The following is a 25,677-nucleotide window of genomic DNA, read 5'->3' as shown; positions in this document are numbered from 1 at the left end:
TTGGGCATTGGGCATTGGTCATTAGTAAAAAGACAAAATACAAATGACAACAGACAAATAATAAAAGTCATTGGTCACTAGCAAATAGCAAATGACACACTTAACTAACTTTGAAAGCCTCGACAGTCTCTTGTAACTGATGCGAAATTTCCACAGTTTGTTGTAGAGATTCGGAAACTTGGCGAGAAGAATCGCTAGTGCGTTGTGAAACAGCAGCGATATCTTTCATTAATTGGCTAACACTTTGTGATGTTTCAACCTGAGATGCAGTTGCAGTGGAAATCGACTGTACTAAGGAGTCAATTTCACGCGATACATCCAAAATTTCACCCAGACTTTGTTTAGCCTCCTCCACAATTCGAGTTCCTTCTACAACTTGGGTAGTACCTATTTCCATCGCTAGTACCACTTCACTGGTTTCTCGTTGAATATTTTCAACAATTTGTTCAATTTCTTGGGTTGCTGCGGCACTTCTAACTGCTAGTTCGCCGACTTCTTCAGCCACTACGGCAAAACCTTGACCTTCTTCACCCGCACGCGCTGCTTCAATACCGGCGTTAATGGCTAGTAAGTTAGTTTGAATAGCGATTTGGTTAATCAACGAAACCACGCGAGAAATTTGTTGCGAAGATTCTCCCAAACGTTTTACTTTCTTAGCAGTTTCACCCACAGTTTTCCGCAAAGACAGGATGTTTTGTACTGTTAAATCCATCGCGTGTCCACTCTTAGTAGCGGTGTGAGCCGCATGATTGGCAACAAAAGCAGCTTTTTCGGCACTTTCGGCTACACCTTTCATAGATAGGGTCATTTGGTCAACAGCATTAAGGGTGCGGTTGATTTCAGCAGCTTGGGTAAGTGCTTCCTCTGCTAAATGGCGGATAGCTCCTTCGTTAGAGCCAATGGCAGTATTAACGTGGGTGGCAGCTTCTTGAACTTGAGTAACAATATCCCGGAGGCTTTCTACAATGGAGTTGAAAAAGTCGGCAACAGTACCTATTTCCCCAGCCGTCACGTCTGCACGTACTGTCAAATCGCCTCTGGCTGCACCTTCTACCTCATTGAGCAGTTGTAAAAGTTGCTGTTGCAGCGTTTCTTGTTGATGCAGTTCGTCGCCAGAACCGATTACTCCAACATTTCTAGATTGTATCTCTTCTAATAACTTGGCTTGTTCTAAGGCATAGCCGATTTGAGTTGCTATCTGTTGAAACAAGTCAATTTCCGGCTGTTGCCAAACACGAGGAGTTTCGCACTGATGAGCAATTAATAAAGATAAAAGCTGTCCTTGGGCAAGAATTGGTACGATCAAATTACCTTTGACAGCAAATTTTTCCAAAAGTTGGACGTAACCGACGGCATTTTTCAAGCTTTGGTCTTGATGAATGTTTGCAATTGCTTGCACCTGTCCATACTGATCAGTTTCTATATAACGTTCCCGAAAATAAGGATCGTCAATTTTCACTCCGAGCATTTCCGGCCAATTATCAGTTACCGATTCAGCAACGACAACGCCATTCCCAGTATTTTGATTTAGACTATAAATGATTACCCGGTCTGTTTTTAGCGATCGCTGAACTTCTTTTACTGCTGCTTGATAAATATCTTCAGTTTTAAGAGTTTTCCGAATTCGTAGGGTAATATCTGTTAGTAATTTTGCCCCTTCAACGTCCAGTTCTTGTTCTTTAACTAAGACCTGCAATTGTTCAGCCATCTGGTTGATATTCGCGCTTAATACCCCTAATTCGTCTTCTCTTTCAATTTCCAGACGGGTATTAAATTTACCTTGACCAAGCTTTGCTAATGCCGCAGTCGCATTTAAAATTGGCTGTGTAGTAAGTTTAGCTAACCGAGATGCGATCGCAGCTACAATCAATGCTGTAACTGCTGTGCCAATGCCTATAATCCACAACAATTGTCTTTGCGGCTCAAATACAATTGCTGTGTCTGTAGATAAAACTACTTGCCAGTTTAAATCTGGTAAGCCATCTAACTTAGTGGCTGGTACGTAGCTGACTAGTTCTTCTTTTTTACCAGTTTTGGGAACTTCTATAAAACTATCTACCTTATTGGCTGCTACCAGTTTAGGTAAATTAGAATACTCTCCCTTTGCCTCTTTCCCTAATAATTCCTTTTGTGGACTCAAGAAAACTGTTCCCGAAGCATCGAGCAAATGGTATTGTTGCCCATTGACTACGTAGTTTTTGATGACTTCCTCTAAAGATTTTACGGGCATCCGCGCTCTTACTACACCAATGGTTTGGCCCGTCCTTATCTCTTTCACAGGTGCAGCTATATAAATACTTAGTACACCAGTATTTTTTACTGCTTCAGGTTTACTGATGACAGGAGTATCTTTTTGTAAAGCCTCTTGAAAGTAGGTAAGCTCTTTTTGGTTGTCTAAAGGTTCGCCTGTGGATTGGACAATTAACTTACCTTGGCGATTAAAAACAGCAACGCTGTCATAAGCTTTGTAGGCTTCGATAACTCCATCTAAGATTGCTTGTTTATCTTGAGTGGTGATACTTACACTAGCCTGGGGACTTGTCAAAAAAAGTAAACTTGATATTACCTGAATATCTCCGTAGCGCCCCAACATGAAACGGTTAACTTTATCACTCAAGCCAATGGCTTCAGCTTGTTGAGATTGGGTAATTTGCTTAGTAATTGATTTGTTGACAAAGCTAAAAGCGATCGCACCGATGCCCAATACTGGTATTGTACCGATTGCGATCGCTAAAATAGTCGCTTTCTTAGCCAATCCGAATTTTGTAAAAGAGGCAATAGTCTGATTTAGTAAAGAATTATTAGCCGTTTCACTAGTAGTCTTAGCTGGTAGCTTTATGACACTACCATTTATTTTTTGGGATGAAATCAATGATGCTCGTTTTTGAGCGCCACTATCTTGATTCGTATTGGTTTTATTAAACATAAAAGTACTTCTCTTAACTATGTGAATAAGAACACTAAAAATTCTTTTTAGTAATACACCCTAATCACTGCGGAGAATAGAAGACTGCACAATTGCCTGAGCATCTAATACCAGTAATATTTCTTCTTTTTGGACAACGCATCCACATAAATAAGGAACTAAACTGGATGCCACTTGTCCTATAGGAGAATGAATATCATCAGGAATAAACTTAGTAGTACCTTTGATTTCTTGCACCACTAAACTTAATACCAATGATTCCACTTGGATAACAATGGCACTATACTGTCGTAGTCGATAATCTAAAGATTCTAAATTAAGCATTCTTGGCAAATCAACAACCCAAATTATCCGACTCCGCCAATTCATTAATCCTAATATACAGGTGGGCATATTAGGCATTGAGGTTACAGATTCAATCGGTACAATAATTGCTTCTTGCGTATGTTTCATTGATAAAACAGCAGCAGTCTGTTGATTTAGCTGAAACTTCAGATAACCGTCTGCTAAATTATTTTGGGTTTCTTTTGAAGGAAGTGTAATGTTTATACTAGTCATTGATTCAAATTACCACTGATTTAATAGTACGTAGCAGAAGTTCACGGGTGTAAGGTTTAGTTATGTAGGCATCTGCACCTTGTCTCATTGCCCATAAACGATCAATTTCTTGATTTTTGGAACTACAAATTATAATTGGCACTTTTGCAGTAATCGGATTTCTTCTCAGATAACGACACAATTCAAATCCGCTCATTTCTGGCATTACTACATCAGTAACAATCGCATCTGGTTTTTCTAACACAGCTTTTTCTAAACCCTCTTTTGCACCACTTGCTTTAATTACGTTGTAACCACTTTCTTTCAGATAATGGCTCATTAATTCTAATTCGCTGGGAGAATCTTCTACAATCAGAATTGTGCCAAGTAAAGTCAGACTCACTATTAAATCTCCTAAAAAAATAAATTAAGGCGATTAAATTTGTTATAGCTATTGGTTGTTAATAAATTAACCAAGATGTTTAAAAACCATTTTTAGCAATTCTGATTGTGTAAAAGGCTTAGTCAAATATCCTGACGATCTGACTATTTTCGCCTTTGCCCTATCGATAAATCCTGTTCTACCAGTCACCATAATAATAGGCGTATGTTTAAAAGCTGAATGTTTCCGTAATAAGGAACATAGCTCGTAGCCATCTAAACTTGGCATCTCAACATCTAGCAAAATCAGATCGGGCTTACTCCTAAGAATTTGCATTAAAGCCTTTACAGGATCGTTGATCATCACAACTGTAAATGTGTTTTCATCCAAAAAGTGTTTAATGGAATTCAAAACTGTTTGGCTGTCGTCAATGCAGGCAATTGTATATAGTTTTTTACCAGAAGGTAGCTGAGTAGTTTTCTTATTTTCAGAAATATCAAAATTGATTGGTATGGGTAACTTTTGCCCAAGTTTTATTTGCAGTTGTGGCTGAACTTGAGACGGTTGTATTTTAGACAAAACTTGGGAACCCCCACCAGCCGGAATTGATGACTGGATATTTTGCCGATTTCGTAATTGTTTTTGACACTGTTCAACAAGCAATCGCAAATCCAGGCGACAGAACTTTGGTAATTCATCCAAAGAGCTTTCTGGACTGAATTCATAGCTAGCTTCTTTTAAACATAGAAATGATTCCAGTACTTCCTTTGCTAATTCGTCTATCAGGCTTGCTGCTTGCACAGAAGTAATATAATCCTGATTTACTAACCAACAAATAGCTTGGTAATCCGCATTGGGTATTGATTGATGTTCATTCTTCGTCTCAAACATCAGCCGCATTTGCACACGAGCGGCGCTGTTAAGAGCAGGAATTTGCTGGCTCAAGCGCCGCAAGTGACTGTCAAGCCGCTCAAACAGTTTATCTGAATAGGAGGCATAAGTAAGTTTACCGTCCTCTAGATAAATTGACCAAGAAACTATTCCAGTAAATATGTTTAAGCACCCTGTAGCACGCCGACTGGTTAATTGTGCCAACAGAGATAGCGGATGTAGTTTCTGGAACAACCTGTAGCTACCTATAGGAGTTATGCTCATTTTGCTTTTACTTCAGCTAAATTCGATACGTGTAAGCTAAATTCGTATAAAGTTATTCCACAATTAAAATCAAGTAAAAAGCATCAAACTTTTGGATTTTCAAGTACATCAACTTATTTCTAGACTTAGTGGTGAAACTCAACGAAAACAGCGTTATTTTCAAATAATCAAATCTCAGTAAAATCGTAAATTATTATTAATTTACTTTCCGTTACTGAGATTTACAGGCTTTTTGGGCAATAAGACATAAGAATGTCAAGACTAGATGAAGCCACTTTCCATTGAGTAACCCCAATCTGACCACAGGAATAATACTGATTTTGTAGATAGTGATATATTTGAACTTCTGTATTTACACTGAAGTTATATTTAGTCTTTAATCAGGTAAGCAGTATATGAAGCTACTTTGCGTCGAGTAACTTCAACTTGACCACAGTAATAATACTGGTTTATTGATAAAAATAAATTTATCTTTTAATATTCACACTTAAAAATGTAGATAAAACAGAATACAAAACTTATCTTTTGTAGCGACAGCGTAACGCACCGAAAGCACTCGAAATGGTGCGTTAGAGATATAACATACTTTACCTACGAAACTAGTAGGTTATTAAATCCATGTTTTTTATATTTGAACAGAAATCTGGTAATGACAAGCCTTTTAAAGGCAGGATTTCTGATGTGTAAATCCTATTTAGGCAATGCAATATTTAAATAGGCTGGCAATTAACCCTGAAATTTTAACTCAAGTTTAAGCACCAGCCTAGATAAGGCAATTCAATTTATTAATAGTGCGGATGAAAGGACTTGAACCTTCACTCCTTTCGGAACTAGAACCTAAATCTAGCGCGTCTGCCAATTCCGCCACATCCGCATCAGTTTACTATCATACCATAAGAAATTATTTTTGGGAATAGGGAGTGGGGAATGGGAGGCAGAGGTAGATGAAAAAGCAGCTCTTGGGGCAAGGGGGAGAAAAAATTACCTCTTTCCCCTCTGCTCCAAGCTTTGTGCCCCTCTGCCTCTTCCCCATGCCCAATTACATAACCGCAACACGAGGCAGACGATGCTTAAACCCACAGAGAATTTCCCAAGAAATAGTGTTTAGTTGTTCTGCCCAATCGTCTGCTGAAATTTTTTCTTTTCCCTGTTCCCCTAGCAAGGTGACTATTTCCCCTTCTTGGATATTGGGTATAGCACTCACATCCAACATCAACTGATCCATTGTAATTGCCCCGATTTGCGAAACTCGCTGACCGCGAATTAACACCTGCATTTTGTTGGAAAGATTACGAGGCACACCGTCAGCGTAGCCAATTCCGACGACGGCGAGGCAAAGTTCACGCGGGGCAATAAATTTATGCCCGTAACTAACAGCTGTTCCTGCGGCAATTGTTTTAACTTGGGTAACTCTTGCCTTAAGTTGCAAAACTGGCTTGAGATCGATCGCATTTTGTAAATGGGTTGCTGGGTAGAGTCCGTAAACTGCTAAACCTACTCGCACAATGTTGTAGTGCAATGCCGGATTTGTCAGTGCAGCAGCTGAGTTTGCCAAGTGCAAGCAAGGTGGCTCAATTCCCATTGCTTTGATTTGAGCGATCGCTTCCTCAAATCGTCTATGCTGTTCTTCCATTGCCGTAGTATCAGGATCATCTGCTGTTGCCAAATGAGAATAAATACTGGCAATAGATAGATGTGGTAAGCGTTGTACTAATTGCACAAATTCGCCAGCTTGCTGCCAATTAGTTCCTAACCTAGACATTCCCGTATCTAATTTGATGTGTACGGGTATGGGAGAATCATAGTTTATGGATTCTAGAGTGTCGGAAAATACTAAAGCTTGTTTAGGGCTACAGAGTGTGGGCTGAAGTTTCCAATGTGCGATCGCGTGAATCTGCTCTGGTGTATGAGTTGCTCCTAAAATCAAAATAGGTGCTTCAATCCCGCCTTCTCGCAATTGAATCGCTTCTGGAACTGTAGCGACTCCCAGCCAACTCGCTCCCGATTCGATTGCAGTTTGGGCGACTGTTATCGCTCCATGCCCATAAGCATCAGCTTTTACTACTGCCATCAACTCAGTATGCGGCGATAAAAACTGTACCAATTGCTTTACATTGTACGACAACGCCCCTAAGTCAATTTCTACCCAGGCTCGTTGCGAAAACCACTCATAGGTGTCGCACTGCTGATTAGGATCTACACCAGGGATTTGTTTGCGACTTAACATTTGTACTGACTCCTATCCCACCACGGCTAAACTTCCAAGTTATCTATATACGCTGACTAAAGCGAGATCAGATTAAATAGGAAGTGTAACCTTCATATTGGAATTGCTACAAGATGTTGCAGTAGTAAAGTAAAAGTTAAGATTTATAACTTGCGAACAAAGCCAGAGACGCTCCTCAGTTCTCAACTTCTTACTCATAACTTAATTGCCGAATTATCCTGAAAGTATAATTTATTCTCATCTCCCTAGTAGGATGTATTTGTGTTAACATTTATGTAAAGCTAATACCCTGAGCGCAGATAAATGGGGAAGGTTTTAGTCTTAAACGCCTCTTACGAACCTCTCAATATAACGAGTTGGCGTCGTGCTGTGGTTCTGTTAATCAAAGGCAAAGCAGAACATGTGGAACACAACGGCAAATTCCTGTACTCGGATTTTCCGTTGCCGACCGTGATCCGGTTGCGTCATTACGTGCGTGTTCCTTATAAAGAAATTCCTCTGACTCGCCGAAATATATTGCACCGTGATGGTCATGCGTGTCAATACTGTGGTTATACAGGGGATGAGTTGACCCTAGACCATGTAATACCGCGATCGCGCGGCGGGGGCGATAGCTGGGAGAACATTGTGACTGCTTGTGTGCGTTGCAATGTCAAGAAAGGCAGTCGAACTCCTAATGAAGCTCACATGCCTTTACGTCATCCTCCTCGCCAACCTTATAGCAGCCTCTATTTCGAGGTCAGTAAACATCTTAAGAGTGGACTGCATACAGAGTGGCAAAAGTATGTTATAGGTCTTTGAGCAAAAAAGCAGAGGAGCAAAAGAGAAAGAAGAAACATCTTTTTGCTTTGGGAGAGTGCCAATAAATTTAGTTATCGATTGTTAAAAAATTGGTGGCTATATTTGGTCGCAACTAATGCGATCGCGTCTCCCAAACAGGCGCAATGCCTCAACACTCAAGCCTCTACACTTATGTACGGGGCTTGCTCCCTAGTTTATGCCTTCTTGCACTAGTACAGCACGGCGGAAATAAACCTACTATTTCATTACAGCCAAAAAGCCCAAAATTATAGGTTTTTGACGTTTTGACTTTTGACTTCCGCCTTGCGGTACTAGACTTCGCTCTAAATTATCAGAATTTTCAAAGCGGATAAAAAACACCCATTGTTCAATAGAATAATTGTTAATTGCTCAATACTCACAAGAATGAGAGTATTGAGCCTAAGACTATTTCAAATATCAAGGAGTAGACCTAAAGTGTAAGATATAAATTATACCCTAAGCCAGATTAAAATCCCACTTATTGAATTTAAAAAGACAAAAAAAGCTCCTCAAACAGATTTATGCTGTCAGATAAAGTCCTATATAGTAAACTTTTTTGTTTCCAGCACCTATAGGTCTAAGAGTGGAATTTACTTCATTATTGGCTATTGTTGAGCGCTGCTGTGACTGACAAAAATATACTCAGATGTATAGTGCAATGTCCTGATATTTTTGCGAAGATCAAAATAATGCGGCTGAATTCAGTGAATTGCTGATTATAGTATTTCTGAATTAAAAGAGCCTCACACTTTAAAAAAGTTCCCTATGTACTTGAATTCTCCCGTTACTCAGTTTGAGAGTTTGTCATCGACCACAGAGCCAAACCCAGAGGAACCTGAAATAGAGAAAACGCCAGTGGAAGTTTCATTTAAAACTCCGTCATTACCGCCATCGGTAGGTGAAGGAGCTATATATCTTAATAACCGTGGTAATTCCCTGGCACAACAAAAGTCAGAAGAACTGCAAAGAACCCTTCTGGCACACCGTCATGATCGCCAACTGGTAATACTGCAAGATTTTCCTGATCCTGATGCCCTTTCCTGTGCCTGGGCTTATCAGTTAATTGCCCAGCAATATGATATCAAATGTGAAATCATTTATGCTGGCGCATTGAGTCATCAAGAAAATATTGCCTTGGTGAGGCTGACTAATTTACCTATCCAACGCTGGACGCAGCAAACCTTGAAAACCAAGGATTTGTCATGTTATCAAGGTTTTGTATTAATTGATAACCAAGGAACCACTTCACATCTAGTGTCAGCAGTGCAGCAGGCTAGAATTCCCCTAGTAGCCCTCATCGACCATCACAGTATCCAAGGAGATCTGCAATCAGAGTTTGAGGATATCCGTCCTTATGTCAGAGCGACGGCAACAATTTTTACCCAATACCTCCAAACGGGATTATTGGCATTAGATAGCAGCATAAATCAACACGTCAAATGCGCTACTGCCTTGATGCACGGCTTGCGATCGGATACAAATCGGTTAATGCAAGCGCAAGAAGAAGACTTTATGGCAGCAGCGTATTTAAGCCGATTTTATGATGCTCAACTGCTAAACGCCATTTTGCAGGCGAACCGTTCCAAGCGGGTAATGGATGTGATCGAGCGATCGCTAAAAAATCGCATTGTCCAAAATAACTTTTCCATTGCTGGTGTTGGTTACTTACGCTACGAAGACCGTGACGCCATCCCTCAAGCGGCTGACTTTCTCGTTACCGAAGAAAACGTCCACACCGCCGTAGTTTACGGCATTGTTCACGATGAAGACGAAGAACTGGAAATAGTCATTGGCTCCCTGAGAACCAGCAAACTTACCCTTGACCCCGATGAATTCATCAAAGAAGCCTTTGGACAAGATAGTGCAGGGCGCTTTTTCGGCGGTGGAAGAACAAGCGCAGGCGGCTTTGAAATTCCAATGGGCTTCTTATCTGGCAGCAACGAAAATTCCGCATACGCGAAAATGAAATGGGAAGTATTCGACGCTCAGATTAAGCAAAAACTGCTGAGGTTAGTTAATCCCAGAGATCATCCAATTCAGTCGGAGTAGGAGGAGAACAAGGAGATGGGGAGAACTCCTAACTCATGTAGCAGTCAAAGTGTTTGCTCAGATAGCATCCCTAAGTCATTCGTGATAAATAAACTAAAATTCCCGATTTTTTAGAAAAGTCGGGAATCTTGGTCTTTTCACAGAGGCTGAACTGATTAAGGATATAATTCGTGCCTTTACAAACACTCTTAAATTTCCTCAAGCAGTTTTACATCATTAAGATTGACCAGGCTGTATCTGATACAGCAGTTGATTTATTGCGGTCTTATCGGCTCAGTCATAATTTGGCCATTCCTGATAGTCTCATTGCAGCTACAGCAATAGTTTGGAATTACCCGTTTCTCACAAAAAACCAACGGGATTACAGATTTATTCAAGGTTTAAACCTATTGCCATATCCGTAACATAGAACACCTAACGCCGCGTTGCACCGGACAGATGGCAGATCAACAAATACGTAATAATGATTAAGATTAGGATAGGTTAATTGACAGCAGACGTAAATCCTAACTAAGCACGGGCTACGCCCCGCTATGCTAACAGAACTCAAAGTATGGAACTATATTTAATTCGTCATGGCATCGCCGAAGACAAGGGATTAGGCATCAAGGATGAGGAGCGCAGCCTTACTAAAGAAGGACGGCAGAAAACTGAGAAAGTTGCTCAGAAACTTGTTAAATTGGGCTTAAACTTTGATTTGATTCTCACCAGCCCCTTAGTGCGGGCCCGGCAAACGGCTGAAATCCTTATAGCAGAAAAATTAAGCTCCAAATTAGAGGAATCTAGCCACCTCGCCCACGATGGTCAAATTTCTAGTTGGCTCAAAGACTGGTTAGAGCCAAGAAATTATTCCCAAAATACCCAACTAGCGTTGGTTGGACACGAACCTGATTTGACCAATTGGGCAGAAATTCTCCTATGGGGGGAAGTCAAAGCAAGCTTAGTCTTGAAAAAAGCAGGTATGATTGGGATAAAACTACCAGAAACAGGTTCTCCTCTGGGTCGTAGTCAGATGTTTTGGTTGACACCACCCAAGTACCTGCTATAACAGTTTTTCAACATTCTCGATTGTTGTTAGAACGGCTACTGTTATGGCGACAATAAATTTCTGGTAAGTTAGCTAGATCAGATATTTCACAAAGCGAATGGTGTTGCCATGATGGTGTGCGAATACAAGCCTGGTTTAGAAGGCATTCCCGCCGCCCAATCAAGTATCAGCTATGTTGATGGGCAAAAGGGACTACTAGAATATCGTGGCATCCGGATTGAGGAACTAGCAGAAAAAAGTACATTCCTAGAAACTGCTTATCTCTTAATCTGGGGCGAACTGCCAAGCAACGAAGAATTGAAAGCATTTGAGCACGAAGTTCGTTACCATCGGCGGATAAAATACCGCATTCGGGACATGATGAAATGCTTTCCTGAAAGCGGTCACCCAATGGATGCGCTGCAAGCCTCTGCTGCTGCTTTAGGGTTATTTTATTCGCTCCGGGATTTACATAATCCTGCCTACATTCGGGATTCGGTAGTGCGCCTGATAGCAACCATTCCCACGATGGTGGCGGCATTCCAACTGATGCGGAAAGGCAATGACCCAATACGTCCCCGTGATGACTTAGACTACTCCGCCAACTTTCTATACATGCTCGATGAGAAAGAACCCGATCCTTTGATGGCGCGGATTTTTGATATCTGCTTGATACTTCAGGTCGAGCATACAATGAATGCTTCCACTTTCAGTGCCAGGGTGACAGCTTCCACCTTGACTGATCCTTATGCTGTGGTTGCTAGTGCAGTGGGAACTTTGGGAGGGCCCTTGCATGGTGGAGCCAATGAAGAAGTAATTCAGATGTTGGAAAAAATTGGCTCTGTAGAAAATGTCCGTCCCTACATAGAGCATTGTCTGCAAACTAAATCTAAGATTATGGGCTTTGGACATCGTGTGTATAAAGTGAAAGACCCACGAGCCATAATTTTACAAGGACTAGCAGAACAACTGTTTGAAAAGTTTGGGCATGACAAGTTCTATGATATTGCCCTAGAAATGGAACAAGTGGTAGGAGAAAAACTCGGTAGCAAAGGAATTTATCCCAATATTGACTTTTACTCCGGTTTAGTGTATAGGAAGATGGGGATTCCCACAGATTTGTTTACGCCAATATTTGCGATCGCTCGTGTTGCCGGTTGGTTAGCGCACTGGAAAGAACAACTAGCAGAAAACCGAATTTTCCGTCCTACCCAGGTTTACAACGGTCGGCACGAAGTTACTTATACCCCCATTGACCAACGGTAAATGGGCAAGAGGGAGGGGGCAGACGGCAGAGGGCAGAGGGAAATGAAGAAGGAGGGGAGCAGACAGCAGGGGGAAAAGGGGAAACTTTCTCGCCAGCAAAGCGCACCCTGCCCCAATTCCTCTTTTCCATCCCCCCTGCTCCCTGCTCCCTTGCTTCTTCCCTTGTCCCCCCGTCTCCTCAATAGCAATCTCAATGCCAACCATAAGTAGAAGTTCTCATCTCGCTTCAGAGGGCTAAAACCATCCAAGGATATACTAGGCATGGGCATTAGCAACAAATCTTCAATCAAGCGTCATTTGGGCAAAAATTAAAAATGGGTGAATTTACAGGTATTAATTTAACTAATAGTTGTAATTCACCATGACTCGATGTCTTAAAGAGTGGAAACATGAACTCAGGAATTGACCTCCAAGGAACTTTTATTGAATCCCTCCGGGATTTAGGTATACCACCAGGAACAGCCAAAGCAATTTGGATGCCCCTACCAATGATACTGATGCTGATTGGGGCAACAGTGGGGGTATTAGTTGCTACTTGGCTAGAACGAAAAATTTCCGCCGCCGCACAGCAGCGAATTGGACCAGAATTCCAGGGGCCTTTTGGGTTACTGGTACCTGTAGCGGATGGTTTGAAGTTGGTATTTAAAGAAGATATAGTACCAGCCAAATCTGACCCTTGGCTGTTTACCCTTGGGCCAATTATTGTTGTGATTCCGGTGTTTCTGTCATTCCTGATCGTCCCCTTTGGGCAGAACATCGTAATTACCAATGTGGGCATGGGCGTATTCTTGTGGATTGCCTTGTCAAGCATTCAACCCATTGGTTTGTTAATGGCTGGCTACGCATCTAATAATAAATACTCCCTCTTAGGAGGGTTGCGGGCAGCAGCGCAATCTATTAGTTATGAAATTCCTTTGTCGCTAGCGGTGTTAGCGATCGCTATGATGTCTAATAGCCTCGACACCGTTGATATTGTCAATCAACAGTCTGGCTACGGCATTCTGGGCTGGAACATTTGGCGGCAACCAATCGGTTTTCTGATCTTTTGGATAGCCGCCCTAGCTGAATGCGAACGATTACCCTTTGACTTACCAGAAGCGGAAGAAGAAATCGTCGCAGGCTATCAAACTGAATATTCAGGTATGAAATTCGGTCTTTTCTACCTGGGTTCTTACGTTAACTTGATTCTTTCTTCCTTACTAGTAGCAATTCTCTACCTGGGCGGTTGGGACTTTCCCATTCCCCTCAACCTCATCGCTGGTTGGCTGGGAGTCAGTGAACTAAATCCCGTGTTCCAGATAGTAACTGCTGCTTTGGGCATCACGATGACCGTGTTCAAAGCCTATTTACTAGTGTTTGTCGCCATCCTGTTGCGCTGGACAGTGCCACGGGTACGGATTGACCAACTGTTAGATTTAGGATGGAAGTTTTTATTGCCAGTTGGCTTGGTTAATCTTCTATTAACCGCCGCCCTGAAACTAGCCTTTCCCTTCGCCTTCGGCGGGTAATGAGAGAGTTAAGAGTTAAGAGTTAGGAGTTATAAGTTATGAGTTATGAGTTATGAGTTTTTAATTAACTCCTCATTCCTCACTCCTAACTCCTCACTCCTCCCTCCTCACTCCTAACTTTTATCCCCTTAAAAGAGAGACAAAATGCTAAAGTTCCTGAAACAAGTTGGTGATTACGCCAAAGAAACAGTACAAGCTGCGCGTTACATTGGTCAGGGGCTTTCTGTCACCTTCGATCACATGCGGCGGCGTCCGATTACCGTACAGTATCCTTACGAGAAACTAATTCCTGGCGAACGGTTTCGCGGTAGAATTCACTTTGAATTTGATAAGTGTATCGCTTGCGAAGTCTGTGTTCGCGTTTGTCCAATTAACCTGCCTGTAGTAGATTGGGAATTCGACAAAGCCAGCAAAAAGAAAAAACTCAACCACTACAGCATTGACTTTGGAGTTTGTATCTTTTGCGGTAATTGCGTGGAATTTTGCCCCACTAACTGTCTATCTATGACAGAAGAGTATGAGCTTTCCACTTATGATCGCCATGAATTGAACTATGACAGCGTAGCGCTAGGTCGTCTGCCCTACAAGGTAACAGATGATCCAATGGTTACACCACTGCGCGAACTAGTTTACCTACCCAAGGGCGTCCTCGAACCACATGGACTGCCCGCAGATGCGCCGCTTCCTGGTGCGCGTCCAGAAGACTTGGTAGAACAAACGGAAAAATAAATGTAATTTGTCATTTGTCCATTGTCATTTGTCCTTTGTTATTTGACCAATGATTAATGACTAATGACCAATGACCAATGACCCTTCGGGTGACGCTCCTGCGTCGCTACCGCTTCGCTAACGCCAGTTGCTCATGGGGGAAAGCCCCAAGACCGCACTGGCTCACCAATGACCAATGACTAAGGACAAAAAACAGTGAATCTAGCGGAAGGAGTACAGTTTGTATCGCTTGGCATATTAGGCGTGATGATGATTGGGGCAGCCATAGGTGTAGTGCTGTTCTCCAACATCGTCTATTCTGCCTTTTTGCTGGGGGGTGTGTTCATCAGCATAGCGGGAATCTACCTGTTGCTAAATGCTGATTTTGTTGCAGCTGCACAAATACTGATTTACGTTGGGGCGGTTAACGTGTTGATTTTGTTTGCCATTATGTTGGTGAACAAGCGGGAGGATTTTGTAGCATTTCCCAACTCTTGGGTGCGGAAACTACTAACAGGCCTAGTCAGTGTCGGATTGTTCGGTCTTTTAAGCACGATGGTGCTGGCTACTCCTTGGGCTTACTCAGCTGCTCCTGTGGCGGGTGGCGAAAGTTCTATAGTTTTAATTGGAGAACATTTCTTCACTGACTTTCTACTGCCTTTTGAATTGGCTTCCATTTTGCTGCTGATAGCAATGGTAGGAGCAATTATTTTGGCACGCCGCGAGTATTTGCCAGACTTGTTGACACCATCCAAACTGGGGAAAACTGTTTTCACTTTGCAAGAACGCCCCAGAGAACTAGTATCAACAACCAGCGAAACAAAAGAGTAATATTTACGACCTGATTCGTAGATAAATAGCCAGATTTTTCAGGAGGGATATTCAGATTCATGCAACTCCAGTACTTTCTATTACTAGCAGCAGCTTTATTCTGTATCGGCATCTACGGTTTAATTACCAGCCGCAACGCTGTGCGGGTGCTGATGTCAATTGAGTTACTGCTCAATGCTGTTAATCTGAATTTAATGGCATTTTCCAACTTCCTCGACTCAACATTAATTAAGGGTCAGGTTTTCACAGTATTTGTGATTACCGTGGCCGCAGCCGAGGCGGCGGTGGGTTTAGCGATCGTGCTTGCCATTTATCGCAACCGCGATACCGTCGATATGGAGCAGTTTAATCTCCTGAAATGGTAATTGTGCGTGCAACTCAAGCAGGTAATCATTGCTTATAAAGCGCGGGATGCCCGGAGTAAACAATGGGCAGAAATCTGTGCTAAACAACTAGAAAGCCGCGAGTGCCAGGTGTTGATGGGGCCTAGCGGGCCAAAAGACAACCCCTATCCTGTCTTTTTGGCTTCGGCGGCTCAACCAATCGATCTCGCCTTGGTACTCGGTGGCGATGGTACTGTTTTAACTGGTGCCAGACATTTAGCCCCAGCTGGCATCCCTATTCTGGGAGTGAATGTGGGAGGCCATCTGGGGTTTTTAACTGAGTCGGTGGAAGAGTTTCAGGATACTGAGAAACTTTGGGATCGACTGTTTGAGGATCGCTATGCTATCCAACGACGGATGATGTTACAAGCTGCTGTTTATGAGGGTCACGGGTCTAATTTAGAACCAGTTAGTGAGCATTATCTGGCTCTGAATGAGTTTTGTGTCAAACCCGCCTCCGCAGATCGGATGATTACTTCAATTCTGGAAATGGAAATTGACGGTGAGGTAGTCGATCAGTACGTCGGGGACGGGTTGATTATTTCCACCCCCACAGGTTCCACTGGTTACACTGTTTCTGCTAATGGGCCAATTATGCATGATGGCATGGAGGCGCTTACCATCACTCCTATTTGTGCAATGAGCCTTTCTAGTCGCCCTCTCGTTTTACCCCCTGGTTCTGTGGTGAGTATTTGGCCTTTGGGGGATTACGATTTGAGTACCAAGCTGTGGACAGATGGAGTTTTGGGGACTTCAATTTGGCCGGGACACCGCGTTGATGTGCGGATGGCAGATTGTCGGGCTAAATTTATTATTTTGCGCGAGAACAATTCCTACTATCAAACACTGCGGGAGAAGTTGCTTTGGGCAGGTACAAGGGTTCACTACAGCAATAATCACCGTAATTAATTAAGTATTTTAGAGTGCATTTACCGCAGCGATCGCACAGGCGATGGCGTACCCGCCCGCCGTAGGCATCGCAACCAGAATTATCCAAGCCCCTGGATTTATCCGGGGGTTTTCTGCCTTAATTTTGACTTATGCTTACTGTTTCACTTTAATTTAACGTGAGTTCAATAGATTACTGAACTGGATTGATTTATAGCCTATATCAAAAGAAAATTTTGTATCTTATTGCCAGATTTTTTCGGAATTAATCTCCATAATAAAAGCACTCTACCCCTAATTCAAGAGAGTAAAAAAGCTGTCTAGAGGTTCTTTTATCAAAAACCGTCTCAATCACACTTCGACACATTAATGCATAATGCGAGCTATTTGTATACAGCCTAAATCCTAGTAAAATATTTTCGCAAATCTAAGTAGGAAGATAGATGGAAGTTTCTGGACGCAACATCAATTACCCACTGAATCCTCCTGCCCCTCTTGAAGATTTTCCCGTCCTTCAAACTGAAAAATATACCCTACGGTTAGCATCAACTGAAGAAGAATTAGAATCAATTTTTCGGTTACGCTTTGAAGTTTTTAATCTTGAACTAGGCTTGGGATATTCTGCTTCTAACTTTACCCAGATGGATATAGATAAGTTTGATGCGGTTTGCCATCATTTAATCATGATCTCCAAACAAACGGGTAAAACCATTGGAACTTATCGGATGCAAACCTATGCAATGGCTTCTCAAAGATTAGGCTTTGATGCTGCCGATATATTTAATCTTAATGCAATTCCCAATTCTGTGCTTCAGGCATCAGTTGAAGTTGGACGTGCATGTATAGCTAAAGAATACCGCAATATTCAAGCACTGTTACTACTCTGGGAAGGATTGGCAAATTATCTCATCTGGAGTAGAAATCAATATTTCTTTGGCTGTGCATCATTACTAACACAATGCCCTTCAGAAGCTACTTGCACTTATGATTATTTTCAGCAAAATGGCTTGATGCATCCAAGTATTTTGGTTTCTCCAAATTCACAATTTTGTCTAAAAATGCCTTATAAATGTCCAGATTCTTTCAATGTTGAAATACCTAAAATTTTGCAAGCATACTTAAATATTGGAGCTAAAATATGCAGTATTCCAGCTATTGATCGGCAGTTTAAGACTATTGATTTTTTAACTATATCTAATGTTGCAGAGTTTGCCAGATGGCGTTATCCAAATCCTTTCAAAAAACCCTTACCACTGAGGGTTTGTCACGATTAATGCCACTGCTGCCGTGTTATCCAACGGACGTGAGAAAAAATATCCTTGTCCACATTCACAGTTCAACTTTCTCAGAAATGCTAGCTGCTCTTTTGTCTCCACCCCTTCGGCTGTCACATCCATACCTAATTTGTGTGCCAGTGTGATAATTACCTGAAAGTCTGCCATTAGTAAGGGAAACAATTGGTTGGTAATAAAGCTGAAACTCGTGGCGTTCGATTGCTCGCTGTAAATCGTTCTCTAACTGCAATTTAACCAGAGCGTTAGTATACATTTCTTGGTTGAATAGTTTATAGCGGGCTTTGTCCAGATCCTTGGCTCGGTACATAGCTTGAGAACTATAACCGGCAAAGCGATCGCCCAATGCACGGTAGCTGTGGAGTCGCCCTACTATAGATGCGCCTACACTTGGTGTATTTTACACTCTATTGATATCTCGGTTTGAAAACCAAGTGCAGTTTTGCGGGATTTGATACAACCTTGTTCAATTCTTTTCGTAATTAATAAAGAAGAGGTGTTGATTGCCTATCTTCCCAATCGAATAAAAGTACGGTTGGCGCTAGAACGGGGGTAGCTGCGACACCTCATCTAGTACGCTTAATTAGATGATTTGAGAAAACTTTTTAGGAAACCCACTTATGCGCCATCTCAAATTTGCTCCGAGTTGGTTGCGATTTTTAATTATTTTTTTATTGACGATGGGTATATTGTTTCGCTTTTTTAACCTTAACAGCAAAGTTTACTGCCATGATGAAACTTATACTTCATTGCGGATTTCTGGTTACAGAACAACTGAAGTCAAACAACAAATTTTTAATAATCGTGTCATTACTAAAGAAAGCTTTGCCCAGTTTCAAGGTGCAAATCAACAAAAAAGCTTAAATGACACAATCATGAATTTGGCAAAAGAAGATCCTTACCATCCACCGCTTTATTACATAATAGCCAGATTGTGGATGAACATATTTGGTAATTCGGTGACGGCGATTAGAAGTTTATCTGCCTGCATCAGTTTGCTGGTTTTCCCTTGTGTTTATTGGCTATGCCGAGAATTATTTAATGTGCCATTATCGGTTCCTGGTGTAGCGATCGCACTCATAGCAATTTCTCCAATTCAACTAGTTTATGCCCAAGAAGCACAAGAATATATTCTCTGGTTAGTCACTATATTATTATCCAGTGCGTCTCTGCTGCGAGTAATGCGACTGGAATCACAAGATAAAGATGAGGCAGTAAAAGAACAAAAAAGACCAGATTTATTCGCTATCTGGAGCATTTATGCAGTAACTTTAGCTATCAGTCTTTATACATGTCTTTGGAGTGCCTTTGTAGCACTTGCTCACGGAATTTATGTAACGATAACTGCCAAATTTAAGTTTACTGAAACTGTCAGAACTTATCTGTTAGTATCACTGGTAGGTTTTTTAGCTTTCATGCCTTGGATAACAATTGTGATGGGTGACTTTTTTCAATTTTTGCTTTCAGCAGATAAAGCAAGAATCCAGTCATCTTTCATGCCTACATTTCCATTTTTACTGATGCAGTTAAGCCGAATTTTTTTTGATATAGACCTTAAGCTAGATAATCCTCTAAACTATTTAATTACAGCACTATTTTTAATTCTGGTAGGATATTCAATTTGTTTTCTTTGTCTAACGACTAACTATAAAGTCTGGTTTTTTATTATCACATTGATTGTAGTGCCAGCACTACCCTTAATACTGTCAAGTGCTGATGGCATACAATTATCTACTGAACCATATTTCGTGCCATCTTATTTAGGCATCCAAGTAACTGTCGCTTATTTACTAGCTACACAAATATATAATGAAAGCGTGCCACGCCGGAGCATTTGGCAAATAATCATGACATTAGTGATTATTGGTGGACTGATTTCTTCTAAGGTGAGTTCCCAGGCAGAAACTTGGTGGAATAAAGGTACGAGTTATGGCAATCCACAAGTTGCCCAAGTCATCAATCAGACAAGTAGTCCACTTTTGATTAGTGATGCTTTGGGCAATAATTATGGGAATGTTTTGTCTCTGAGCTATCTTTTGGAACCAAAAGTGCGATTTTTGTTGATAAACAACCCAAAAACCCCCACAATCCCTAATGGGTTTACTGATGTATTTTTACTCAATCCTTCAGACACTTGGCGCGAAACAATCGAAAAAAATTATAAATTAAAGACAGATATTGTTTACAGCGATCAATATTATTCAGTCTGGAAATTGGCTAAATCTCCTAAGTTGCGCCGACGTAATATCTCAATTAATAAGGCTAGAAGCGATCGCGAATTGTTTTGAGTTGATCTTGAGTCTTTATTGGCTCTCGCGGTGCTGGTAATTCGGTATTAGGCCAGTTTGGTAAATCATTGCAGGGGCATAATAACGCTGGCATCCCGACGTTTCGCGCGGCTACTGGCATACTGCAACGGCTGCAAGGTAGCATCTCCCAAGCTGGTGTCAACAGTTCAGCAATGGTTTCGTGTGTACCCTCTAGGTAACAATCACCCGATTCCGGTGAGAGAATTTTTTGCCAGCACTCTTCAAATTCTTCACTATAGCGATCGCCATTTAGCACAGGTTGGGGCAAAAAGCTTGCCTTACCGTTGCTCGTAATCACTTTCTTACCCAACTGAAACCAGTAGGCAAGATATCCTCTAACTTCTTGTTTGGTTGCCATATTACAATTTTAAATTTTGGATTAATTTGAATCAATAGTTAAGAATCTTGACTCCTTACTTCTCCTGCCCCTCTATTTGGCAATGGGTAACCAAGCCTGCTGAGATTGAGAACATGACCACCAGTAACTAAATAAACAGTATTGCTAAGTACACCTAGCTGGCGCACTAAAGAACCCAGGCGATCGCGGAACGCCCTCCCAAGAGGATAAGCTGGTATCACACCCCAACCTACCTCTTCTGCTACAAACACCATATCAGCAGCCACCAGATCCACCGTTTCTAACAACTCTGCAACGATGTTTTCCCAGCTAGATTCGTCCTCTTCTAAGAGATTCGCAACCCAAGTTCCTAAAGAATCAACTAAAAGACAGGTATAAGGTTTGGCATCAGCGAGGGTAGCAGACAGTTCCACAGGTACAGATAAAGTTAGCCACTCTTGGGGGCGACGTTGTTGATGTTCTAAAATGCGTTGATGCCATTCTTCGTCATCTGGGTTATCGGTGGCTGTTGCTACGTAAACAACAGCTTTTCCTGACTGCATAGCCAGAGTTTCCGCCCATTCACTTTTACCAGATCGTGCTGGCCCTATTACTAAGATGATTTTACCCAAAGTTGTTTCCTGAATATTTTAACAATATGCCTACGGTTGCAATTTATCACCGCAGTTTTTTACTTTATCGACAAAATTTTTAGTTTCAAATAACTTTTAAGAGATAAAATTAGCACCAGCATCATTGATGCCAAAATTGGCAAAAGCCGAAAATTCCCACAACCCCATTCTTAATTATCCAACACCATCGGGGACAGCAAACCTTAGGATGTCTTTATGAACGCAGGCTTAAAACGCATAGAAGCAACTCTACATGATTTAGGGAATCGCGGCACTGCCTCTGCCGCCGAAGCTGGTGATTCGACGACAAAACGACCTTTCTCGTTTAGAATCAGTGTCGGAGCCAACGAATCCACAGAAAGTACACAAACTCCATCCTCTCAGGAACAAACAGTTGACACTGAGGGAGATTATCCTGCTGAACAAGATTTCTTTCCTCACCATGAGTCTGTGCAAACCTTTCAAGCAGAAGAAGATGGTAGCAAAACACCCAGCCTACCCAAGTTGAAAACTCCGAGCTTTAGTAGCCATCGCCACGGGGCGAATCCAGGATTGGCGATGAATCTATTGCAAGAAATTCAGGAAACTGTCGCCGGGTGGCAAATAGAACTGCAAAATATTTTGAAGCAAATTCAGGATATTTACTTAGAAGGACCAATTGTCAATGGCTGGTTAGAATCCAATCCCACCGAACCAGAAGCAGGAGGAACCGCAACACTTCGCCATGCAGAAGTTGACCGTCTGATGAACTACGTAGAAGAAATTTGCGCCACTGGTGGGAAAGTATCTTATCAATCATCTATTACTGGCTATCGCCTCTGTGGTGTGGACGATACAGGTAAAGTCTGGTCGCGTCCATGTCCAGCAGATCAGATTCCCAATGTTAGCATGGCGATCGCACGTTACCAAAAGTTACGTCAACTCTTAGGACGCAAGCAATCTTTGGAAACCCGCCTGAGTCAACTGGCCCAAACACTTGTAGTTTTACACGGTCATATTCAACAAACGTAAAGTTTTAAAGATTATTTCCGAAGAAACTCGGTTGGTGGGTCGGTAATTTTTAGTTTAGATTAACTCTCAGCAGGTGTACCTTGGATTTCAGATTTTATCTAAAATCCCAAATCTAAAATCCAAAATAAAAGCTATGCCAGACACCCAAATCTCTGCCATTATCTGTACCCACAATCGAGATACCTATTTAGGGGCTGCAATTGATAGTCTTTTAGCGCAGGATTTTGCTGCTGACTTTGAAATTGTGGTAGTTGATAATGGATCTAGCGATCGCACTCGTGAGGTTGTAGAACAAAGGGCCCACAATCCGCGCCTGAAGTATGTATTTGAACCTACCATTGGTTTATCTGTCGCCCGTAACACGGGTGCAAAAGTAGCTAGTGGTGATATTCTTGCTTATCTAGATGACGATGCAGTTGCTAGCAAGGGCTGGCTACAAGTTTTATATTTTGCCTATTACAATAATTCTAAACTAGCGATCGCAGGTGGCAAAGTCACTCTCATCTGGCCTCCAGGAATTCAACAACCACAGTGGCTATCTCCCGGATTAGCGGCAAATCTCGGTGCATACGATTTGGGTGACAGTATCATCTATATCGAGCAACCTGGCTTAACACCCAGAGGCTTAAATTACTCCATCCGCCGCAGTTTCCTAGAAGAAATTGGCGGTTTTGATCCTCATCTTGGTCGAGTGGGAAAAAATTTATTATCAAATGAAGAACTGCAAATGACCGAATTTGCCCTACAGCGTAATTGGCAAGTCGCTTATCTTCCGGAAGCGCTGGTTGCTCACAATGTTGCTCCAGAACGCCTCCAACGCTCCTGGTTTTTAAACCGGGGATGGTGGCAGGGTATTAGTGAATGCTATCGAGAACAACTCGCTGGTAAAGCCGGAATTGCTCAATTACAGCGAGGTGGCGAACGGTTTGTGCGCGGCTTGTATAAGGCATTGCAATATTTTTCTGACCCAGCAGAACGGTTTGACAAACTTGTATATGCTTACGGTCAGATTGGTTACTTAAATGCTGCTATTCAAGGTCTTTTATCCACATCAAATAAGAAATAAAGAAGAATAGAAAATTCAGAATGCTTTTTTCTTGGGTATACAATCCGCAATCATATTCAAGTCCATTCTAACTCCTAACTCTTGTACAGACCCGATTAATCGCGTCTGTACCCCTAACTCCTAACTCCTAACTCCTAAATATATGTCATCTAAAATACCAGTTTCTGTATTAATTCCGGCAAAAAACGAACAAGCAAACTTGCCTGCTTGCCTTGCTAGCCTCAGCAGAGCAGATGAAATATTTGTAGTAGATTCTCAAAGTACTGATAACAGCATTGAAATTGCTAACAGTCACGGTGTAAATGTCGTCCAATTCAACTTCAATGGACGCTGGCCCAAAAAGAAAAATTGGTCTTTAGATAATCTCCCTTTTCGTAACGAATGGGTGCTAATTGTAGATTGCGATGAGCGTATTCCCCCTGAACTTTGGGAAGAGATTGATCAAGCAATTCAAAACAAGGAATATACAGGTTATTATCTCAACCGCCGCGTATTTTTCTTAGGAAAATGGATTCGTTATGGCGGGAAATATCCCGATTGGAATCTACGTTTATTTCAACATAAAAAAGGTCGCTACGAAAACCTACATACAGAAGATATTCCCAATACTGGTGATAACGAAGTTCACGAACATGTGATTTTGCAGGGCAAAGTTGGGTATCTCAAAAATGATATGCTCCACGAGGACTTCCGCGACCTTTACCATTGGTTAGAACGCCACAACCGCTATTCTAACTGGGAAGCCAGCGTTTATTTTAATATTCTCACAGGTAAGGATGATAGCGGCACTATCGGCGCGAATCTATTTGGTGATGCAGTGCAACGCAAGCGCTTTTTGAAAAAAGTCTGGGTACATCTGCCATTTAAACCCATTTTACGATTTGTTTTATTTTATATTATTCAACGCGGTTTTTTGGATGGCAAAGCTGGATATATCTATGCACGCTTGCTGAGTCAATATGAATATCAAATTGGCGTTAAACTCTACGAATTACGCAACTGTGGTGGTCACTTAAATACTGCAACTACCCCGAAAGAAGGAGCAGGGGAGCAGGAGAGCAGGGAAGCAGAGGGAGAGCTATTGACTATTGACTCCTGACTACTAACTTCTAACTCCTAACTCCTAACTAAATGAGTAATGACCAACCTTTCGTAGATTTACGCAAATATGACCAATCTTGGTTTGATCGGGGGCGTCCAGGTTGGTATATTTTATTATGGTGGCTTGTGCAAGCGATCGCCTTTCCCCTGACTCCTCAACCGTTAAATATTCTGCGTTGTGCTTTGCTAAGACTATTTGGCGCTCGTATCGGTAAAGGCGTATTAATTCGACCCACCGCCCGCTTCACCTACCCTTGGAAAGTTACCATTGGCAACCACAGTTGGATTGGAGATAACGTAGTTTTATATAGCCTCGATCAGATTCGCATCGGTGAACACTGCGTAATTTCGCAAAAAAGTTACCTATGTACTGGTAGTCATGATATCCAAGACCCTGGCTTTGGGTTGAAAACAGCGAGTATCACCATTGACAATGGTGCATGGGTAGCAGCAGATTGTTTCATTGGTCCAGGAGTGCAAATCGGCGCTAATGCTGTGATTGGCGCTCGTAGTAGTGTTTTTACTAATATGCCTGCTGGGCAAGTTTGTTGGGGAAGCCCTTGTTGTCCCAAGATGGTTCGGATAAAACTTGATTCCCCCATAACCCCATGATTTGATGGATAGGCACCGAGTTTCAAGTTTGCTTACCCGTCACGCAGACAATGGATTTGGGCAAGCAAAATTGTAAGCAGCAGTGGTAATATATTTTTACGGCTGCTCTAATCCTTGCTATTGATGAACGAACTATTGGATGAAACGCTGTCAATCAAAATTGCTGAAAGTATAAACAGCAGAGCTAGCACTCCGTTTGATAATGCTTACAAAGCAGCATTATCCACTGAGGGAGCAAGATATATTCAGGGATTTTTAGCTTTTGCAGGGAAACCATACAGACCGATTGAACACGGTTGGATTGAGGTAGGCGACGCTTCCGATGTCCGTATTGTCGATCCTACATTACCGCACCTAAATAAAAATCCCCAAGAACTTTGGTATTTTGCAGCACAAAGGCTGACCGTTAAAAAACTGAAAGCCATCCTTGAAGAATCGAAAGAAGATTATCCAGAAGATGATCCATTGCCAATTTATGGCGATCCACCTTATGAATATTACGGTGATGTGATGTTGGGTGGTCAAGACTATTTAGCAGCATATCAAGCCGCAGAGGCTAAATGCCGAGAAATCAGCGAACTCAACCCTGAGAGTAACTAAGAAGAGTG

At 41.9% G+C, this 25,677-nt stretch carries 26 protein-coding genes and 1 tRNA gene; 17 read left to right on the top strand and 10 right to left on the bottom strand.

Annotated elements, in window-relative coordinates:
- Positions 1-100: 100 nt before the first annotated feature.
- The 6 genes from LC608_RS10525 to alr all read right to left on the bottom strand — a co-directional run bounded on the left by LC608_RS10525 (position 101) and on the right by alr (position 7,227).
- Positions 101-2,926: a methyl-accepting chemotaxis protein gene (locus LC608_RS10525; RefSeq protein ID WP_229553477.1), complete on the bottom strand. Its 2,826-nt coding sequence runs from the start codon at positions 2,924-2,926 to the stop codon at positions 101-103.
- 60 nt (positions 2,927-2,986) lie between these two features.
- Complete coding sequence (locus tag LC608_RS10520; RefSeq protein WP_229553476.1) at positions 2,987-3,484, bottom strand: chemotaxis protein CheW; 498 nt, start codon at positions 3,482-3,484, stop codon at positions 2,987-2,989.
- Positions 3,485-3,488: 4 nt separating this feature from the next.
- Positions 3,489-3,866: a response regulator transcription factor gene (locus LC608_RS10515; RefSeq protein WP_229553475.1), complete on the bottom strand. Its 378-nt coding sequence runs from the start codon at positions 3,864-3,866 to the stop codon at positions 3,489-3,491.
- Positions 3,867-3,932: 66 nt separating this feature from the next.
- Positions 3,933-5,000, bottom strand: a complete 1,068-nt coding sequence (locus LC608_RS10510) for a response regulator (RefSeq protein ID WP_229553474.1) — start codon at positions 4,998-5,000, stop codon at positions 3,933-3,935.
- Positions 5,001-5,792: 792 nt separating this feature from the next.
- Positions 5,793-5,874: transfer RNA gene (locus LC608_RS10505), tRNA-Leu, on the bottom strand.
- Positions 5,875-6,039: 165 nt separating this feature from the next.
- Positions 6,040-7,227 (bottom strand): alanine racemase, encoded by a 1,188-nt coding sequence (alr, locus tag LC608_RS10500; protein WP_229553473.1) that lies wholly within the window; start codon positions 7,225-7,227, stop codon positions 6,040-6,042.
- 303 nt (positions 7,228-7,530) lie between these two features.
- On the opposite strand from alr, the gene LC608_RS10495 reads away from it, so the two are divergent.
- The 11 genes from LC608_RS10495 (at position 7,531) to LC608_RS10445 (ending at position 17,983) form a co-directional block, all read left to right on the top strand.
- Positions 7,531-8,028: an HNH endonuclease gene (locus LC608_RS10495; protein ID WP_229553472.1), complete on the top strand. Its 498-nt coding sequence runs from the start codon at positions 7,531-7,533 to the stop codon at positions 8,026-8,028.
- A gap of 786 nt (positions 8,029-8,814) precedes the next feature.
- Positions 8,815-10,098 carry a bifunctional oligoribonuclease/PAP phosphatase NrnA gene (locus LC608_RS10490; RefSeq protein ID WP_229553471.1) on the top strand — a complete coding sequence of 428 codons (1,284 nt, stop codon included), beginning with the start codon at positions 8,815-8,817 and terminating at the stop codon, positions 10,096-10,098.
- 170 nt (positions 10,099-10,268) lie between these two features.
- Positions 10,269-10,502, top strand: coding sequence for a PIN domain-containing protein (locus LC608_RS10485; protein ID WP_229553470.1), 234 nt, complete (start codon positions 10,269-10,271; stop codon positions 10,500-10,502).
- A 149-nt stretch (positions 10,503-10,651) separates the two neighbouring features.
- The gene (gene sixA / locus LC608_RS10480; protein ID WP_229553469.1) at positions 10,652-11,146 is read left to right on the top strand and encodes a phosphohistidine phosphatase SixA; all 495 of its coding nucleotides are present in this window, start codon (positions 10,652-10,654) and stop codon (positions 11,144-11,146) included.
- A 108-nt stretch (positions 11,147-11,254) separates the two neighbouring features.
- Complete coding sequence (locus tag LC608_RS10475) at positions 11,255-12,391, top strand: citrate synthase (RefSeq protein ID WP_229553468.1); 1,137 nt, start codon at positions 11,255-11,257, stop codon at positions 12,389-12,391.
- Between the two features lie 389 nt (positions 12,392-12,780).
- On the top strand, positions 12,781-13,899 hold the full coding sequence (gene nuoH / locus LC608_RS10470; RefSeq protein ID WP_229553467.1) for an NADH-quinone oxidoreductase subunit NuoH: 1,119 nt from the start codon (positions 12,781-12,783) through the stop codon (positions 13,897-13,899).
- A 144-nt stretch (positions 13,900-14,043) separates the two neighbouring features.
- On the top strand, positions 14,044-14,628 hold the full coding sequence (ndhI, locus tag LC608_RS10465; protein WP_229553466.1) for an NAD(P)H-quinone oxidoreductase subunit I: 585 nt from the start codon (positions 14,044-14,046) through the stop codon (positions 14,626-14,628).
- Between the two features lie 195 nt (positions 14,629-14,823).
- On the top strand, positions 14,824-15,438 hold the full coding sequence (locus LC608_RS10460) for an NADH-quinone oxidoreductase subunit J (protein WP_308189855.1): 615 nt from the start codon (positions 14,824-14,826) through the stop codon (positions 15,436-15,438).
- 59 nt (positions 15,439-15,497) lie between these two features.
- Positions 15,498-15,803, top strand: a complete 306-nt coding sequence (gene nuoK, locus LC608_RS10455; protein WP_006199065.1) for an NADH-quinone oxidoreductase subunit NuoK — start codon at positions 15,498-15,500, stop codon at positions 15,801-15,803.
- A 6-nt stretch (positions 15,804-15,809) separates the two neighbouring features.
- The gene (locus LC608_RS10450; RefSeq protein WP_229553465.1) at positions 15,810-16,730 is read left to right on the top strand and encodes an NAD(+) kinase; all 921 of its coding nucleotides are present in this window, start codon (positions 15,810-15,812) and stop codon (positions 16,728-16,730) included.
- A 422-nt stretch (positions 16,731-17,152) separates the two neighbouring features.
- Entirely contained in the window at positions 17,153-17,983 is an 831-nt protein-coding gene (locus LC608_RS10445; protein WP_229553464.1) for a GNAT family N-acetyltransferase, read from the top strand.
- On the opposite strand, the gene LC608_RS10440 is transcribed toward LC608_RS10445, so the two are convergent.
- Together LC608_RS10440 and LC608_RS10435 are read right to left on the bottom strand one after the other, a co-directional pair.
- Positions 17,957-18,106, bottom strand: a complete 150-nt coding sequence (locus LC608_RS10440) for an EAL domain-containing protein (protein WP_229553569.1) — start codon at positions 18,104-18,106, stop codon at positions 17,957-17,959. The genes LC608_RS10445 and LC608_RS10440 overlap by 27 nt on opposite strands.
- Complete coding sequence (locus LC608_RS10435; RefSeq protein ID WP_229553576.1) at positions 18,039-18,347, bottom strand: hypothetical protein; 309 nt, start codon at positions 18,345-18,347, stop codon at positions 18,039-18,041. The genes LC608_RS10440 and LC608_RS10435 overlap by 68 nt, the downstream gene beginning before the upstream one ends.
- Positions 18,348-18,621: 274 nt before the next feature.
- Here LC608_RS10435 and LC608_RS10430 point away from each other — a divergent pair, with 274 nt between their 5' ends.
- Positions 18,622-20,289, top strand: coding sequence for a glycosyltransferase family 39 protein (locus LC608_RS10430; protein WP_229553463.1), 1,668 nt, complete (start codon positions 18,622-18,624; stop codon positions 20,287-20,289).
- Here LC608_RS10430 and LC608_RS10425 read toward each other — a convergent pair.
- Both LC608_RS10425 and cobU read right to left on the bottom strand, forming a co-directional pair.
- Entirely contained in the window at positions 20,264-20,668 is a 405-nt protein-coding gene (locus LC608_RS10425) for a hypothetical protein (RefSeq protein ID WP_229553462.1), read from the bottom strand. The genes LC608_RS10430 and LC608_RS10425 overlap by 26 nt on opposite strands.
- Positions 20,669-20,706: 38 nt before the next feature.
- Complete coding sequence (cobU, locus tag LC608_RS10420) at positions 20,707-21,279, bottom strand: bifunctional adenosylcobinamide kinase/adenosylcobinamide-phosphate guanylyltransferase (RefSeq protein WP_229553461.1); 573 nt, start codon at positions 21,277-21,279, stop codon at positions 20,707-20,709.
- Positions 21,280-21,495: 216 nt separating this feature from the next.
- Between cobU and LC608_RS10415 the strand changes: the two genes are divergently transcribed.
- The 5 genes from LC608_RS10415 to LC608_RS10395 all read left to right on the top strand — a co-directional run bounded on the left by LC608_RS10415 (position 21,496) and on the right by LC608_RS10395 (position 25,669).
- The gene (locus LC608_RS10415; RefSeq protein ID WP_229553460.1) at positions 21,496-22,290 is read left to right on the top strand and encodes a hypothetical protein; all 795 of its coding nucleotides are present in this window, start codon (positions 21,496-21,498) and stop codon (positions 22,288-22,290) included.
- 133 nt (positions 22,291-22,423) lie between these two features.
- Positions 22,424-23,356 carry a glycosyltransferase family 2 protein gene (locus tag LC608_RS10410; protein ID WP_229553459.1) on the top strand — a complete coding sequence of 311 codons (933 nt, stop codon included), beginning with the start codon at positions 22,424-22,426 and terminating at the stop codon, positions 23,354-23,356.
- A gap of 142 nt (positions 23,357-23,498) precedes the next feature.
- The gene (locus LC608_RS10405) at positions 23,499-24,455 is read left to right on the top strand and encodes a glycosyltransferase family 2 protein (RefSeq protein WP_229553458.1); all 957 of its coding nucleotides are present in this window, start codon (positions 23,499-23,501) and stop codon (positions 24,453-24,455) included.
- A 32-nt stretch (positions 24,456-24,487) separates the two neighbouring features.
- A complete protein-coding gene (gene hpsU / locus LC608_RS10400) occupies positions 24,488-25,069 on the top strand; it encodes a hormogonium polysaccharide biosynthesis acetyltransferase HpsU (protein ID WP_229553457.1) in 582 nt (193 codons plus the stop codon).
- A gap of 123 nt (positions 25,070-25,192) precedes the next feature.
- Positions 25,193-25,669 carry a hypothetical protein gene (locus tag LC608_RS10395; protein WP_229553456.1) on the top strand — a complete coding sequence of 159 codons (477 nt, stop codon included), beginning with the start codon at positions 25,193-25,195 and terminating at the stop codon, positions 25,667-25,669.
- Positions 25,670-25,677: the final 8 nt, after the last annotated feature.

Source organism: Nostoc sp. XA010, assembly GCF_020829625.1.
GTDB lineage: Bacteria > Cyanobacteriota > Cyanobacteriia > Cyanobacteriales > Nostocaceae > Nostoc.
This window is presented reverse-complemented; position numbering and strand designations above follow the sequence as displayed.